The following is a 14766-nucleotide window of genomic DNA, read 5'->3' on the forward strand; positions in this document are numbered from 1 at the left end:
TCGCGCGACATGCTTCAAGGCGGATCATATTGCAAAATCTGAAATCCATATTATTGTTCGGATCGAAACGATCAAGCATGCAAATTTGAAAACACTATTCCGAAATAACGGATAATCATATCTCCGAGGCAGTGAATGGATCAGCTCTCCGCCATGCGGGTTTTTACGCGGGTCGTGGAAACCGGCAATTTCAGCCGCGCCGCCACCGCGCTGAACATGCCGAAAACCACTGTTACCAATATGGTGCAGGCGCTGGAGGCGCATTTGCACACCACACTTCTTAACCGCACCACACGCCGGGTGATGCTGACAACGGACGGCGCTCTCTATTATGAGCGGGCCTCACAGATTTTATCGGAAATCGAAGAACTTGACGGTAGCATGTCCAGCGCGCAGGTGCAGCCCTCCGGCCGGTTGCGGGTGGAAATGGCCGGTGTCTTCGCGGACCTGGTGGTTATCCCACATCTTTGCGAATTTTACCAGCGTTATCCGCAAATCCGTCTCGACCTCGGTGTCGGCGACCGTCTGGTCGATTATATCGCGGAGAATGTCGACTGTGCGCTGCGGGTCGGCGTGCTGCGCGATCAGTCGCTGATTGCTCGTAAAGTGGGCGAACTCCGGTTCGAGACATTCGCCTCGCCGTCCTACATCGAAAATTTCGGTATGCCGCAAGAACCGGAGGATCTGGAGAAGGAGCATTATTCGGTGGGCTACCTCAATGCCACCACCGGCCAGATCATGCCGGCCTCCTTCGACAATGGCGTGCGCAGCGTCGAGCTGACCCCGAATTATGTCGTCTCGGTCAATGACAGCCGCACCTATCTCAATGCGGCGCTGGCCGGCATGGGCATCGTGCAGCTTCCCGTTTTCATGGTGAAGGATGCGCTTTCGCGGGGAGAACTGGTGCCGGTGCTTTCCGAATGGCGGCGCGAGGCCATGCCGATCTATGTGGTCTATCCCCAGACCCGGCATGTAACCAACAAGGTCCGCGTTTTTGTCGACTGGCTGGCCAAGCTGGTGCACGGTCTGGTGTGAGGCGGCCAGTCACCGCCCGACCCTTGCTGCGACAAAATCGATGAAGGCGCGAACGCGGGCGGCCAGGTGTTCGTGACCGGCATAAACCGCGTGGATCACTTCCATCTCCTCGGCATTGTAGTCTTCCAGCACCGGCACGAGCAGGCCCGCCTCTATATCCGGCTCGATATGAAATTCGCCGACCCTTCCCAGCCCTAGACCCGTCAGGCAGAGCCTTCGCATGGCCATGCCGCTGTTGACCGAGACATTGCCTGTTACGGGCAGGCGGTAGACTTCCGTGGAGCCGGGGTTGCGAAAGGGCCATTCGTTGAGGCTGCGGCTGAAATTGAAGCTGAAGCAATTGTGCCGCGCCAGATCCTGCGGTGTTTCCGGCAGGCCGTGTCGTTCGATATAGGCGGGGGAGGCGACGATGACGCGGCGCACTTCCTTCAGCTTTCTCGCCTTCAGGGATGAATCTCCCATCGCGCCCGAGCGGATGGCGATATCGGTGCGTTCCTCGATCAGGCTGATGACGCCGTCGGTCAGCGAGATATCCAGCTCGATTTCCGGATAAAGCGACAAGAATTCCGGCGCAAGCGGCAGCAGATAACGTTCGCCGAAGCCCAGCGTGGTGTTGACGCGCAAAAGGCCGCGCGGCACCACCTTGCCGCCGCTCGCCACGATCTGCTCGGTCTCGGCTATATCGGCGAGAATGCGCCTTGCCCGCGCAAGATAGACTTCGCCCTCCGGTGTGAGCGTGACAAGCCGGGTGGAGCGGGCAAGCAGCCGGGTGCCGAGGCGGTCTTCGATACGTGTGACAAGCTTGCTCACCGCCGAGGGTGAAAGCTTCAGCCTGCGCCCGGCGGCGGAAAAGCTGCCAAGTTCCGCCGCCGCCACGAAGACTTCCATTTCTCCGGCCCGATTGTCCATCGCCGCACCACCTGTGAAATCAATTCAAAGGTATTTATCCGACCTTGCCGATTATCATGCAAGTCCCCTTCGCCCATATTGCGTCCATAGATTTGATCCAACCGGATAGCATCGCTATCCAAATGATCCAACCGGACGGCGTTGCTGTCCAGAACGCCCGCGATCCCGCTCCGGGCGAAGAGGTATTTGTCATGCCATTGGCCATATTTGCCCTGACGATCGCGGCCTATGCGATCGGCACCACGGAGTTCGTGATTGTCGGCCTTCTGCCGACGGTCGCGACCGATCTTCACATCACCCTGCCGCTTGCCGGCCTCATCGTCAGCGTTTATGCGCTGGGCGTCACCTTCGGTGCGCCGATCCTGACGGCGCTAACCGGCAGGATCGAAAGAAAGCCGCTGCTGCTCGGCCTGATGGCCCTGTTCATCATCGGCAACAGCGCTGCGGCCCTGTCGCCCAGCTATGAGATGCTGCTTGTCGCCCGCGTCATCGCCGCCTTCGCCCATGGTGTCTTCTTCTCGGTCGGCTCCACCATCGCCGCCGATCTCGTGCCGGAAAATCGCCGCGCCTCGGCCATCGCCATGATGTTCATGGGGCTGACGGTCGCCATCGTCACCGGCGTTCCGCTCGGCACCTATATCGGGCAGGTCTTCGGCTGGCGTGCGACCTTCTGGGTCGTTGCCGCCCTTGGCGTCATCGCCTTCTTCGGCATTGCCACGCTTCTGCCGAACACGCTCAAGAAGGCGCCGCCGGCGAGCCTCTTCGATCAGGTCCGTGTTCTCGGCTCCGGTCGCCTGCTCATCGTTTTCGCCATGACCGCGCTCGGTTACGGCGGCACCTTCGTCGCCTTCACCTTCCTTGCGCCGATCCTGCAGGATGTCACCGGCTTTTCCGAAAAGAGCGTCAGCCTGATCCTCGTGCTTTATGGCATCGCCATTGCGGCCGGCAATATTGGCGGCGGCAGGATCGCCAACCATAACCCGGCCAGGGCGCTGATCGGCCTCTTCCTGGCGCAGGCCATCGTGCTGCTCGTCTTTTCCTTCACCGCCTTCTCGCCGGTGCTGACGCTCATCACGCTTGCCGCGCTCGGCTTCCTGTCCTTCGCCAATGTTCCCGGCCTGCAGCTTTATGTGGTGCAGCTTGCCAAGGAACATCGCCCCGGCGCCGTCGATGTCGCCTCGGCGCTCAACATCGCCGCCTTCAATCTCGGCATCGCCATTGGCGCATGGCTTGGCGGTCTGGTGGTGGAATCGCCGATGGGTCTTGCCGCAACCCCGTGGGTCGGCGCCATCCTCGTCGCCGTGGCCCTGCTCCTGACCCTCTGGAGCAGCATGCTCGACCGCCGCGCCGCGCTGACGCTGAAAACCGCCTGAACTTTTCATAAAATTCCCGGCCGCTCCCAAGTCGGCCGGGCCGCTTCAAAGGAGAAAATATATGTTTAATGTCACCGCAAATGGCGCTTCGATCCCGGCGCTGGGTTTCGGCACGTTTCGTATTCCCGGTGCCGATGTGCTGCGCATCGTTCCCCATGCGCTGAAAGCTGGTTTCCGCCATATCGATACCGCCCAGATCTACGGCAATGAGGCTGAGGTCGGTGAAGCCATCGCTGCTTCGGGCGTGGCGCGGGGCGACGTGTTTCTCACCACCAAGGTCTGGGTCGAGAACTACAGGCACGATGCCTTCCTCGCCTCCGTGGATGAGAGCCTGAAAAAGCTGAAGACCGATTATGTCGACCTGCTGCTGCTGCATTGGCCGAATGAGGCGGTTTCGCTTGCAGAACAGATCGGCGCGCTGAACGCGGTAAAGGAAGCGGGCAAGGTGCGCCATATCGGCGTTTCCAATTTCAGCACGGCGCTGATGGCCGAGGCGGTGAAGTTGTCCAAGGCCCCGATCGTGACCAACCAGATCGAATACCACCCCTATATCGATCAGGACGTGGTTATCGCCGCGGCAAAGGCCGCCGGCATGTCGGTGACGGGTTATTACGGCATGGCCGATGGCAAGGTCTTCACCGATCCGGTACTGAAGGAAATCGCCGCAGGCCGTGGCAAGTCGGTGGCGCAGGTGGTGCTGCGCTGGCTCGTGCAGCAGCAGGGTGTCATCGCACTGTCGAAAACGGTCAGCGAAGCGCGCGTCGATGAAAATCTCGCCATCTTCGATTTCGAACTTTCGGCCGATGAAATGGCGGCGATCCGCGCGCTTGCCAGACCTGATGGCCGCATCGTTTCACCGGAAGGGCTTGCACCCGTCTGGGACAAGGCCGCCTGATAATAAGAGCCGGGGAGGGAACGCCCTTCCCGGTTTGCCCGTGCGTGGGAAATCCTCGCGCGGCAATGCTCCTCACAGCCCATGGAAACGACGCGTTTCACATCGGGTGCAGTGAAGATTTATCTGCCTGTTCTGGAAATTTGGAGCGGGCGAAGGGATTTGAACCCTCGACCCCAACCTTGGCAAGGTTGTGCTCTACCCCTGAGCTACACCCGCTCAAATCCACCGGTCCGGGGTAGTTCGCTGAACCGTGGGCCACCGAAGCGGCGACGGGTGCTATATCGCTCAATCGTTTTTGGAATGCAACAGTTTCTTTTGTGGTTTCGGTGGAAATCCGCCTGTGCGCGGATTTATCCGAAAACTGGCGGCCATCACGGGCTCTGACGACCAGGGAATTTCCGCTGAAGATATTGTTTCAGCTGGTTTTTATCCCCCTGCCATGGGGTGGCGGCTGGCGGGAATGCCAGAAAATAACCTATTTACATTTGGTTAAAATCTGATTCGACAAGTGATTCGTTCGGGTGTACAAATTCCCTGTCCACAAGAAAAATCAAAACGATATTGGGAACGATGTTTGGCATATCATCATCGGGAGGATGAGCCTTGTCGTACGCAGCTTTTGAACGGGTTGGCGCACAATTGTCGCCGGAGCAGATCACCGATCTGCAGACTATTTTCGATGGCGTATGTTTCGAATGCTTTCAAGACCGCAGCAGCCATGTTGCCAATGAGTGCGCGGCGGTTTTGATCCGTAGCGCCCAGCGCGGCATTCTTGACCATGAGATGTTGCGCGATATCGGTCTTGCGGTTTTACGTCGGCACTGATTGCGCCATATGACAATAAAAAAGCGCCCGAGCTTCTCGGGCGCTTTCGTGTGTGTTGGGGCGGCAGCCGCTTCCGGCTCAGCTCTTTTCCTGCACATGCGCTTCGAGGAACCACAGCGACTTGTCGAGATCGCGCGAGGCGGCGGTGAAGATGTCCGCCGTCGTCGGGTCGCCCGCCTCGTCGGAATCGTCGATAGCCTTGCGGATCATGTTCGCGACCTCGCCATAACGCTCGATCAGCTCGTCCAGATGGTCGTGGATCTTATAGATATCGGTCGGATAGGCCTTGAGCTTCGTCGTCGAGGAGACTGATTGCAGGCTGCCGAGCGCCGTGCCGCCAAGCTGGACAACACGCTCGGCAATCGTATCGCCATGATTGTCGAGCTGGGTGCGGAAAGTGTCGAGAAGTTCATGCACGGCGATGAACTGCGGGCCCTTGAGGTTCCAGTGCGCCTGCTTGGTGATGAGCGCAAGGTCAATCACCGAGGCCAGCGATTCGTTCAGAATGCCGATCACGGTCGACTTGGCGTTGGAAGGCAGGTCGTTCTTCGTCTTGTGCGTCTTCATCGATGTCTCCTGAAGTTGCGGACGGAATGCCGCTTTGGAAAAGTCCGTCGTTTAACGTCCGGGCCTGAGGCCCTGTTCCATGCTAAGCACTGGGACAGCGAAAATCCTGCACAATCATCATGTCATTCGTAAAACAGGCAGATGCGCCGGCCGTCTATCTCATTGACGCGGATCGGCATGTCGTAGATGTCCTTGAGGACATCCGGACGGATGATCTCTTCCGCCGGCCCATGATGGCAGATGCGGCCTTCGCGCATGGCGATGATGGTGTCGGAATACCAGGAGGCAAAGTTGATGTCGTGCAGCACCAGAACCACGGTCTTCTTCAGCTCGTCAGCGGCGCGGCGCATGATCTTCATCATGCTGGAGGCGTGTTTCATGTCGAGGTTGTTGAGCGGCTCGTCGAGCAGCACGTAATCCGTGTCCTGGCACAGCACCATGGCCACGAAGGCGCGCTGTCGCTGGCCGCCGGAAAGCTCGTCCAGAAACCGGCCGGCAAGGGCTTCGAGGTGCAGATATTCCAGCGCCCGGTCGATGTGGACCTTATCCTCGATGGTGGGGCGGCCCTTGGAATAGGGGTAACGGCCAAAACCGACGAGGTCGCGAACCGTCAGGCGCGAAGAGATGTGGTTGTCCTGCCGCAATATGGAGAGCCGCTTGGCCAGCGTATCGGATGGGGTTTTCGTGACATCCAGACCGTCCACCGTCACTGTTCCGGCATCCATCGACATCAGCCTTGCGACGATGGAAAGCAGCGTCGATTTTCCCGCACCGTTCGGCCCGATGATGGAGGTGACGCCACCTGCCGGAATGGAGACGGAGACGCCGTCAACGACGAGGCTGTCGCCATAGGATTTGCTGATCTGACTGGCGATGATCATCGCGCACCCCGCTTCAAAATAAGACCGATAAAGACGATACCGCCCAGAAATTCGATGATGATCGAGAGCGCCGTATCGAAGGCGAAGACCCGCTCCAGCACCACCTGACCGCCCACGAGGCAGATCACGGCGATGAGGATCGCCGCCGGCAACACATAGGCGTGTTTGCCATTGCCGGTAAGATAATGGGCAAGGGCCGCGACCAGCAGCCCGAAGAACATGATCGGGCCGACGAGAGCGGTCGAGACGGCGACCAGCACGGAGACCAGCACGAGGATGATGGTGACCGTGCGCTTATATTCGACCCCCAGGCTGATGGCCGTTGCGCGGCCGAGCGAGAGGACGTCGAGCGTGTGCATCAGCCTGAGTCCGATGATGGTCACCACGCCGATGATGACGGCCGAGACCGCAAGAAGCGTCGGATCGATGGAATTGAAGCTGGCGAACAGCACATCCTGCAGCACCGTATATTCATTGGGGTCCAGCACGCGTTGCATGAAACCCGAGAGGCTGCGGAAGAAGACGCCGAAAACGATGCCCACCAGCACCAGAAGATGCAGGCTGCGTTCCGCACCGACGAAAAGCCAGCGATAGAGCAGGGCGGAAAAGACGACGAGCAGGCTGGTTTCAGCGAGAAACTTCAGCTGCGGATCGATCATGACGACGGTTGCAGAGCCGAAGACGAAGATCAGCCCGGTCTGCATCAGCACATAAAGCGAATCGAAACCCATCACCGAAGGGGTAAGGATGCGGTTGTTGGTGACCGTCTGGAACAGCACGGTGGAGACCGCGATGGCATAGGCCACCAGCAAGAGCGACAGAAGCTTGATGCCGCGAAACGGCAGTACGAAGCTCCAACTGCCCTTGGCGCCAAGCGTCATGAAGGCGGCCATGGAGATGAGTGCGAATACCGCAAGCACCAGCAGAACGGTTTTTGCACGCCGGTCGGGATGTCTCTCACGCATGGTGGCGTTTCCGCAGCAGGAGATAGAGGAACAGCGCGCTGCCTATGACGCCGACCACGGTTCCGTTGGGTATTTCGTAAGGCGCGCGCACGGTGCGGCCGATGATATCGCAGGAAAGCACGAAGACCGCGCCGAGCGTTGCCACCCAGGGCACTGAGCGGCGCATATTGTCACCGATCATCAGACTGACGACATTCGGCACGATCAGCCCGAGAAAGGGGATCATGCCGACGGTGACGACGACGACCGCGCTGACCAGCGAGACGATGGTGAGGCCGAGCGCCATGACGCGGCGATAGTTGAGGCCGAGATTGGTGGTGAAATCGCGGCCCATGCCGGCCACGGTGAAGCGGTCTGCGGCGAGATAGGCGGCGATGGCGAAAAGGAAGCCGACCCACAGCAATTCATAACGGCCGCGCAGCACCCCAGAAAAATCTCCCGTCATCCATGCGCCGAGCGATTGTAGAAGGTCGAAGCGATAAGCGAAGAAGGTGGTGACGGCGGAGATGACGCCGCCCAGCATGATGCCGATCAGCGGCACCAGCAGCACGTCGCGCAACGGCACTTGCCTCAGGATACGCAGGAACAGCGCGGTGCCGGCGAGCGCGAAAACGGCGGCCACCAGCATCTTGCCGAAGATCGGCGTGTCCGGCGCCAGCAGGGTGACGGTGAGCAGGCCGAGGCCGGCGGATTCGGTGGTGCCCGCCGTCGAAGGTTCCACGAAGCGGTTGCGCACCAGCATCTGCATGATGAGCCCCGCAATCGCCATCGAGCTTCCGGCCAGGATCAACGCCAGCGTGCGCGGAATGCGGCTGACCAGCAGCACGCGCAGTGCGTCCGCACTCGTGTCCGGTGCGAAAAGCGTTGTGAGCGAAACGTTGCTCACGCCGACGAACAGGCTGGTGATGGCGAGCACCAGGGCCAGAAGAAGGGCAAGGATGAGAGACAGGGATTTCACGTTGGCGGTTTTTCGAAAATGGTGAAAGCTCCCGGCGACCCCTCAGGTTACGGTGAGGCTACAAACCTCTCTCCGTCATCCTCGGTCCCCGGAACAAGCCCGAGGATGTCCCGAGGATCCGCAACCTATTGATTTTACGATACCTTGGTAGATCCTCGGGTCAAGCCCGAGGATGACGTCGAGTATGGAGCAGCCTTCAGAAGCGGATGCCTGGAGGCTTTTACGATTTCTTCTCCGAGACGGCCTTGTAGACCTGATCGAGCAGGGTGGAGAGCGCCGTATAACCGCTGCTGACGATATAGGCCGCCTGCGGATCGAGATAAACGATCTGCTTTTTCTTCCAGGCATTGGTCTGGTGCACCAGCTCGTTGTCCAGCACCTGCGCGGCTGCCTTGCCCGGATCGGTGGCGCGGCCGATGCCGGCGTCGCGGTCGATCACGAACAGCCACTCGGGATTGACCTCGGCCAGATATTCGAAGGAGACGACATCGCCACGGTCAAAACGGTCGTCGATGTCGGCTGCGACCGGCTTGAAGCCGATTTCGGTGTGCAGCCAGCCGGTGCGCGAACTGGGGCCATAAACGCCGACCTTGCCGGCATTGGTGACGAGGATCATCGCCGTGCCGGAATTGGGTGCGATTTCCTTCAGCTTCGCCACTTTTTCATCGATGGCGGCATCGAGCTTCCTGGCTTCTTCCTGCTTGCCGAAGATATCGCCGAGCTTGGTGATGTTGGCTTTGACGCTGCCGATGAATTCCTTGGAATCCACCGACATGTCGATGGCGGGCGTGATCTTCGCAACGTCCGGATATTTCGCGCGCGAACGGCCGCCGACGATGACGAGATCGGCCTCAGCCGCATTGATCGCCTCATAATCAGGCTCAAACAGCGTACCGACCTTCAGATATTTGCCGTCGGCATATTTCTGCAGATAGGTGGGCAGGTTGGAGCCGACGACACCGGCGGGCTCGACGCCGAGCGCATCTAGATTGTCGAGCGAGGGAATATCGAGAACCAGAACCTTCTTCGGCGCCGCCTTCAGCACGGTCTCGCCCTGCGCGTGCTTGATCGTCATTTCTTCGGCACTCGCCGTCATCGCGCCGAGGCTGAAGGCCGCTGCCGCCAGCAGCCGAACGGGGAAGGTGAAGTTGATGGCCACTTAATATGTCCCTTGCAATATGGTTCCGAGCCGGCGGACGTGATCCCGCCGGGTTAACTTGATGTTGGCGATCAGCTTTATTGGCAAGGTCGACGGAAATCAAAATTATGTTTTAGAACGGTTCTGAATTGCGGTGAGCGGGAAAGGGGGAGCCGCGCGTAGCAAGACTCGTTGTGATCGCCGGACGTAAACCACAATACGTCCACACAAGTCCGGCATGACGGGAAGAGTGGTCAGTCGTAGTAGAAGCGGGAACCACATCAAGTCCCATCCATCAATCCGGAGGCCAGTCGCCGACGATTTCGCGCCTCTCGAGTTTCAGCGACCGGTCCGGTTGCACGCGGTAGGTTTCGATCGCCAGCCGCCCGTCGCCCATCACGAATTCATTGCTGAGCGTGCTGCCGATGGGGGACTTGGTGAGTTTGGTGCGCGGCTGTCCGCCATAGGTGATGCTGCCGGGAATGGGCTCGACATCGGGGGCGGTGGTGCAGCCGGCAAGCGCCAGAACCATCATGATCGCAATCGTGCGCATGTCTTTCTCCTGCGGTTGGCGCAATTCTATCATGGGCGGGTGCGCATCACACATCCCGTTGGCGTGAATAAAAAAGGCCCCGCATCCGAAGATACAGGGCCAGTTGCCTTGGGAGGTTCTTGGTTTCTCAGTCCTCGTTGGCGGCAAGCTGCGTCAGCACCTCGCCACGGCCGCGGATACGCATGATGAGCGGGATGATGAAGGCGGCGGCTGCCACGATGAAGAGGCCAACGGCAATCGGCGAGGTGAACAGCACCGTCGGGTCGCCCTGGCCGATGGCAAGAGCGCGGCGCAGCTGCTGTTCCGCAAGCGGGCCGAGAATGAGACCAACGACCGCAGGCGCAATCGGATAACCGAAGATGCGCATGATATAGCCGAGGATACCGAAGGCGAGCAGCATGCCGAGTTCGAAGACCGATGGGTTGGCGCCGATGGTGCCGAGCGTCGCAAACAGCAGGATGCCGGCATAAAGCCAGGGCTTCGGAATGGTCAGCAGCTTCACCCACAGGCCGACGAGCGGCAGGTTCAGAACCAGCAGCATCAGGTTGGCGATGAACAGGCTGGCGATCAGGCCCCAGACCAGCTGCGGATTGGTGGCGAACAGCAGCGGGCCGGGCTGAAGGCCATATTGCTGGAAGCCGGCGAGCATGATGGCGGCGGTCGCCGTCGTCGGCAGGCCGAGCGTCAAGAGCGGCACCAGCGTACCGGCGGCGGAGGCATTGTTGGCGGCTTCCGGACCTGCGACGCCTTCAATGGCGCCATGGCCGAATTCTTCCGGATATTTGGTCAGCTTCTTTTCGGTGGCATAGGACAGGAAGGTGCCGATTTCAGCGCCGCCCGCCGGCATGGCGCCGATGGGGAAGCCGATGAGCGTGCCGCGCAGCCAGGCTTTCCACGAGCGTGCCCAGTCCTGCGCGCTCATCCAGACGGAGCCTTTCACGGCTTCGACCTTGTCCGGGCCGGTGCTGCCCTGGGCGACGATGAACAGGGTTTCGCCGATGGCGAACATGGCGACCGCAAGCGTCGTTACTTCCACGCCGTCGAGCAGGTCGGGAATGCCGAAGCTCATGCGGGTCTGGCCGGTCAGCTGGTCGATGCCGACGATGGCAAGCGCAAAGCCGATGAACAGCGAGGTAAGGCCGCGTAGCGCCGAATCCCCGAAAGCGGAGGAAACGGTAACGAAGGCGAGCACCATCAGCGCGAAATATTCACGCGGGCCGAAGACCAGCGCCAGCTTGACGATATAGGGCGCGATGAAGGCGAGTGCGATGGTGGCGATAAGGCCGGCGACGAAGGAGCCGATGGCGGCGGTGGCAAGGGCCGGACCGCCTCTGCCCTTGCGGGCCATCTTGTTGCCTTCAAGCGCGGTCACGATCGAGGCGCTTTCGCCCGGCGTGTTGAGCAGGATCGAGGTGGTCGAGCCGCCATACATGCCGCCATAATAGATGCCGGCGAACATGATGAGCGAACCGGCGGGATCGAGCCTGTAGGTAACGGGCAGAAGCAGCGCCACGGTCAGCGCAGGCCCGATGCCGGGCAGAACGCCGACGGCGGTGCCGAGTGTCACGCCGATCAGCGCATAGAGCAGGTTCATGGGTTGGGCGGCAACCTCAAGACCGTGCAGCAGGAATTCAAAGGTACTCATGGACAGATGTCCCCCAAGTGGACCCGATGGGCGGGCGGAACGGCTGGCATATGCGTCATTGCGCGCCTGCGGTTTCCTGTGATCTCAAATTTTGGTCGGAATGGCTGTTAGAACAACAGCCGTTCCAGAGGCCCGGCGGGCAGCGAAAGTTGCAGCAGCCGCGCGAAGATGAACCAGATGAAGAAGCTCAGGGCGATGCCGATGGGGATCGAATACCAGAGCTTGCGTTTGCCGAAGGCGCGCGCCGTAAAGGCGAAAAGCAGGCCGGTGGCAATGGAGAAACCCGCGACGTTGAGCAGCAACATCTGCGCGGCAAGGCCGGCGACGACCCAGATAACCGGGGCGATTTCCTGTTTGTCGCGTTCGGGAAAATCACCGCGCCAGGCCTCGATGGCCGTCCACAGCGCCAGGCCGATAAGACAGAAGCCGATGGCATAGGGCACGGTTGCCGGGCCGACCGGCGAATAACCGGTGACGCTGGCGAGGCGGGCGCTATCCCAGAAGATTACGCAGGCGATGATGACGAGGAAGATGGCGATCACCAGCGCCGCCCAGTCAGGGCGGCGCTTTTGATGCTGCGAAGGGTTGGAACCCTGGCTCATTTTACCAGTCCGATGTCTTTGAGGATGGCGGCGGTGGCGTCGGTATCCTTGGCGAGCTGCGCCTTGAATTCGTCACCGGCGAGATAGGTGTCCATCCAGCTCTTGGTCTTCAGGGTTTCCTGCCACTTGGCGGACTTCACCAGCTTTTCGATGTCGGCATTGACGGCCTTTTCCTGCTCCGGCGTCAGGCCGGGAGGAGCGGCGACCATGCGCCAGTTCTGGACGACGACATCGAGACCGCTTTCCTTCAGCGTCGGCGCATCGACACCTTCCAGCTTCTCTTCGCTGGAAACCGCGAGCAGGCGCAGCGTGCCGGCCTTTACCTGGCTCTCGAATTCGCCGTAGCTCGAAATACCGGCAGTCACCTGCGAGCCGAGGATCGAGGCAAGCGCTTCGCCACCGCCGGAATAAGCGATGTAGTTGATCTTGGTCGGATCGACGCCGGCCGCCTTGGCAATCAGGCCAACGGCGATATGGTCGGTGCCGCCAGCGGAGCCGCCGCCCCAGGAAACGCTGCCCGGATCCTTCTTGAGCTGGTCGATGAGGTCGCCGATGGTCTTCAGCGGCGAGGAGGCCGGAACGACGATGGCTTCATATTCGCCGGTCAGACGGGCGATCGGCGTCACTTCCTTGAGGGTGACGGGCGCGTTGTTGGTGAGGATCGCGCCGACCATGACGTAACCGCCGACGATGAGGGCGTTCGGGTTGCCCTTCTGCTGGCTGGCGAACTGCGCAAGACCGATGGTGCCGCCGGCGCCCGGTACGTTCTGCACCTGAACGCTCTTGGAAATGCCTTCTTCCTGCAGCACGGTCTGCAGGGAGCGCGCGGTCTGGTCCCAGCCGCCGCCGGGATTGGCCGGGGCGATGATGGTGTAATCCGCTGCAACCGCCGGAAGCGCGATCACGCCCGCCAGGAATGTGCCGATAAGAAAATGCTTCACTTGGAAAACCCTCCTCAGGATGCCCTTTTTGGGCGTCGTTTTTCGTTTATGCGGGGGGCTTTCGGACGCGTCTGCGCCGGCGCTGAATGCTCAGCGTGGGGCCTTGGCAATCCTGGATTTCCTCCCGCATCTTCTTCCGCCTCCACGGAATGAAGAAGAATTGCAGAGCATCACAGAAAGCTGTCATCTAACTGACGCTACGCAAGTCCTTGCGCATTTACTCTCTATTAATTTGTATCGGACGTCTACTGTGGCGTGTGGGACGGCTTTGTTTTGCGCCTTTGAAGCTTTCTCCACACCCTCATTCCTGTGACAAGCACAGGAATGAGGGGGGAACCTACTGCGACCGCAACGCCTCGTTCCAGCGCTCGATCAGGCGGCTGCGTTTGACCTGATCCAGATAGACCATCAGGCCGGGGCTGACGGGCACGGGGCGCAATTGTGCGCCGTGGATGGCCTGCATGGTGTTGGCGGTGTTTTCGCCCGCCACTTCCGGGCTGACGGCGGGGATCTGCAACTGCCGGGCCATGATCGTCTGGCCCTCCTTCGACATGAAGAATTCCAGATAACGGCGGCCGAGCGCCGGGTTGGCGGCGGCTTCCGGCACCAGACCGATGCGCGACATGACGACGGTATAGTCTTTCGGCAGTACGATGCCGACATCGGGGTGGCGCGAGGCCCAGTCGGCTGCGTAGGAGCCAAGAATATTGTAGCCCAGCACGAAGCGTCCGTCGGAAACACGTTCCAGAATGGCCGAGGAGGTGGAATAGACCTTCACGCCCGCCGCGCCCATGGCCTTGATGACGTTCCATATATCGCCGAACTGCTCCTGATCGCGCGACATGAACAGGAAACCGACGCCGGAGCGTTCGATGTCGTAGGTGGCGATGCGGCCATGCACTTGCTTGGCGTTGCGTTCGAGATAATCGACGAATTCGGCGCGGCTGGCTGGCGGTTCTTCGGTGGTGAAGCTCGGCTTGTGATAAACGAAAACCGCCGGCTCGAAAGTCAGCGCGTAAGCGGTGTTGCGCCAGTTCGCCCAGGCGGGCCAGCGGGCGCTCATGGCGAGGTCGGAACGCTGGGCATAACCGTCATTGCTCAGCTTCACCTGCAAATCCATGGCGGAGGAAAAGGCGAAATCGGCGGTCTTTTTGCCCGCATCGGTTTCCTTCACGATGCGGTCGTAAATCTCGCCGGTCAGCATATCCTCATAATGGACGGCGATATCGGGATTGGCCTTCTGGAAACCCTCGATCATCGGCGTCGCCAGCGGTTCGTCCAGCGAGGAATAGACCACCAGCGTTTCGGCATCCGCCTTGCCGGAGGGTGCCGGAAAGATGGCGACTTGCGCAAGCGCCGGCGAGGCCGTGCAAAGACAGAGACAGAGGAGAAGGCAGATACGCATGGAAAAGATCATGCAGCAGGCGCTGGCCATTCACAAGCGGTAAGGGTCTGGTTAAACTCGGCAATGCTGTGGGA

16 protein-coding genes and 1 tRNA gene are annotated in these 14766 nt (G+C 60.3%); 5 read left to right on the plus strand and 12 right to left on the minus strand.

Going from position 1 to position 14766, the window contains the following annotated elements; genetic code table 11:
- The first annotated feature begins 135 nt into the window (after positions 1-135).
- On the plus strand, positions 136-1035 hold the full coding sequence (locus PH605_RS10470; RefSeq protein WP_003522616.1) for a LysR family transcriptional regulator: 900 nt from the start codon (positions 136-138) through the stop codon (positions 1033-1035).
- Between the two features lie 9 nt (positions 1036-1044).
- On the opposite strand, the gene PH605_RS10475 is transcribed toward PH605_RS10470, so the two are convergent.
- Entirely contained in the window at positions 1045-1944 is a 900-nt protein-coding gene (locus PH605_RS10475; RefSeq protein ID WP_142844951.1) for a LysR family transcriptional regulator, read from the minus strand.
- Positions 1945-2135: 191 nt separating this feature from the next.
- On the opposite strand from PH605_RS10475, the gene PH605_RS10480 reads away from it, so the two are divergent.
- On the plus strand, positions 2136-3317 hold the full coding sequence (locus PH605_RS10480; RefSeq protein WP_142844950.1) for an MFS transporter: 1182 nt from the start codon (positions 2136-2138) through the stop codon (positions 3315-3317).
- Between the two features lie 61 nt (positions 3318-3378).
- The gene (locus PH605_RS10485; RefSeq protein WP_125145451.1) at positions 3379-4212 is read left to right on the plus strand and encodes an aldo/keto reductase; all 834 of its coding nucleotides are present in this window, start codon (positions 3379-3381) and stop codon (positions 4210-4212) included.
- A gap of 141 nt (positions 4213-4353) precedes the next feature.
- On the opposite strand, the gene PH605_RS10490 is transcribed toward PH605_RS10485, so the two are convergent.
- Positions 4354-4428, minus strand: a tRNA-Gly gene (locus PH605_RS10490).
- A gap of 124 nt (positions 4429-4552) precedes the next feature.
- On the opposite strand from PH605_RS10490, the gene PH605_RS10495 reads away from it, so the two are divergent.
- Complete coding sequence (locus PH605_RS10495; RefSeq protein ID WP_161987855.1) at positions 4553-4705, plus strand: hypothetical protein; 153 nt, start codon at positions 4553-4555, stop codon at positions 4703-4705.
- A 110-nt stretch (positions 4706-4815) separates the two neighbouring features.
- Positions 4816-5037 carry a hypothetical protein gene (locus tag PH605_RS10500; protein WP_003522612.1) on the plus strand — a complete coding sequence of 74 codons (222 nt, stop codon included), beginning with the start codon at positions 4816-4818 and terminating at the stop codon, positions 5035-5037.
- 78 nt (positions 5038-5115) lie between these two features.
- Here the strand turns inward: PH605_RS10500 and dps are convergent, their stop codons facing one another.
- The 10 genes from dps to PH605_RS10550 form a co-directional block, all read right to left on the minus strand.
- Positions 5116-5604, minus strand: coding sequence for a DNA starvation/stationary phase protection protein Dps (gene dps / locus PH605_RS10505; protein WP_003522611.1), 489 nt, complete (start codon positions 5602-5604; stop codon positions 5116-5118).
- A gap of 122 nt (positions 5605-5726) precedes the next feature.
- Positions 5727-6485 (minus strand): iron ABC transporter ATP-binding protein, encoded by a 759-nt coding sequence (locus PH605_RS10510; RefSeq protein WP_078051660.1) that lies wholly within the window; start codon positions 6483-6485, stop codon positions 5727-5729.
- Positions 6482-7450 carry an iron chelate uptake ABC transporter family permease subunit gene (locus PH605_RS10515; protein ID WP_142844949.1) on the minus strand — a complete coding sequence of 323 codons (969 nt, stop codon included), beginning with the start codon at positions 7448-7450 and terminating at the stop codon, positions 6482-6484. The genes PH605_RS10510 and PH605_RS10515 overlap by 4 nt, the downstream gene beginning before the upstream one ends.
- A complete protein-coding gene (locus tag PH605_RS10520) occupies positions 7443-8408 on the minus strand; it encodes an ABC transporter permease (RefSeq protein ID WP_271040144.1) in 966 nt (321 codons plus the stop codon). Before PH605_RS10520 ends, PH605_RS10515 begins: the two co-directional genes overlap by 8 nt.
- 220 nt (positions 8409-8628) lie before the next feature.
- Positions 8629-9567 (minus strand): siderophore ABC transporter substrate-binding protein, encoded by a 939-nt coding sequence (locus PH605_RS10525; protein ID WP_078051662.1) that lies wholly within the window; start codon positions 9565-9567, stop codon positions 8629-8631.
- A gap of 274 nt (positions 9568-9841) precedes the next feature.
- Positions 9842-10099 (minus strand): hypothetical protein, encoded by a 258-nt coding sequence (locus PH605_RS10530; RefSeq protein WP_003522606.1) that lies wholly within the window; start codon positions 10097-10099, stop codon positions 9842-9844.
- 127 nt (positions 10100-10226) lie between these two features.
- Positions 10227-11744: a tripartite tricarboxylate transporter permease gene (locus tag PH605_RS10535; RefSeq protein WP_020809148.1), complete on the minus strand. Its 1518-nt coding sequence runs from the start codon at positions 11742-11744 to the stop codon at positions 10227-10229.
- Positions 11745-11851: 107 nt separating this feature from the next.
- Entirely contained in the window at positions 11852-12346 is a 495-nt protein-coding gene (locus PH605_RS10540; protein WP_078051663.1) for a tripartite tricarboxylate transporter TctB family protein, read from the minus strand.
- Positions 12343-13287, minus strand: coding sequence for a Bug family tripartite tricarboxylate transporter substrate binding protein (locus tag PH605_RS10545; RefSeq protein WP_078051664.1), 945 nt, complete (start codon positions 13285-13287; stop codon positions 12343-12345). The genes PH605_RS10540 and PH605_RS10545 overlap by 4 nt, the downstream gene beginning before the upstream one ends.
- A gap of 337 nt (positions 13288-13624) precedes the next feature.
- Positions 13625-14722, minus strand: coding sequence for an ABC transporter substrate-binding protein (locus PH605_RS10550; protein WP_425292601.1), 1098 nt, complete (start codon positions 14720-14722; stop codon positions 13625-13627).
- Between the last annotated feature and the right edge of the window lie 44 nt (positions 14723-14766).

Source organism: Agrobacterium sp. CFBP 3001, from assembly GCF_027871605.1.
Taxonomy (GTDB): Bacteria; Pseudomonadota; Alphaproteobacteria; order Rhizobiales; family Rhizobiaceae; genus Agrobacterium; species Agrobacterium leguminum.

Excerpts from the sequence above, each read along its gene's own strand:
- PH605_RS10540 (WP_078051663.1), bottom strand. The coding sequence starts at position 12,346 with ATGAGCCAGGGTTCCAACCCTTCGCAGCATCAAAAGCGCCGCCCTGAC.
- PH605_RS10510 (WP_078051660.1), bottom strand. The coding sequence starts at position 6,485 with ATGATCATCGCCAGTCAGATCAGCAAATCCTATGGCGACAGCCTCGTC.
- PH605_RS10485 (WP_125145451.1), top strand. The coding sequence starts at position 3,379 with ATGTTTAATGTCACCGCAAATGGCGCTTCGATCCCGGCGCTGGGTTTC.
- PH605_RS10515 (WP_142844949.1), bottom strand. The coding sequence starts at position 7,450 with ATGCGTGAGAGACATCCCGACCGGCGTGCAAAAACCGTTCTGCTGGTG.
- PH605_RS10530 (WP_003522606.1), bottom strand. The coding sequence starts at position 10,099 with ATGCGCACGATTGCGATCATGATGGTTCTGGCGCTTGCCGGCTGCACC.
- PH605_RS10470 (WP_003522616.1), top strand. The coding sequence starts at position 136 with ATGGATCAGCTCTCCGCCATGCGGGTTTTTACGCGGGTCGTGGAAACC.
- PH605_RS10475 (WP_142844951.1), bottom strand. The coding sequence starts at position 1,944 with ATGGACAATCGGGCCGGAGAAATGGAAGTCTTCGTGGCGGCGGCGGAA.
- PH605_RS10480 (WP_142844950.1), top strand. The coding sequence starts at position 2,136 with ATGCCATTGGCCATATTTGCCCTGACGATCGCGGCCTATGCGATCGGC.
- PH605_RS10535 (WP_020809148.1), bottom strand. The coding sequence starts at position 11,744 with ATGAGTACCTTTGAATTCCTGCTGCACGGTCTTGAGGTTGCCGCCCAA.
- dps (WP_003522611.1), bottom strand. The coding sequence starts at position 5,604 with ATGAAGACGCACAAGACGAAGAACGACCTGCCTTCCAACGCCAAGTCG.
- PH605_RS10550 (WP_425292601.1), bottom strand. The coding sequence starts at position 14,722 with ATGGCCAGCGCCTGCTGCATGATCTTTTCCATGCGTATCTGCCTTCTC.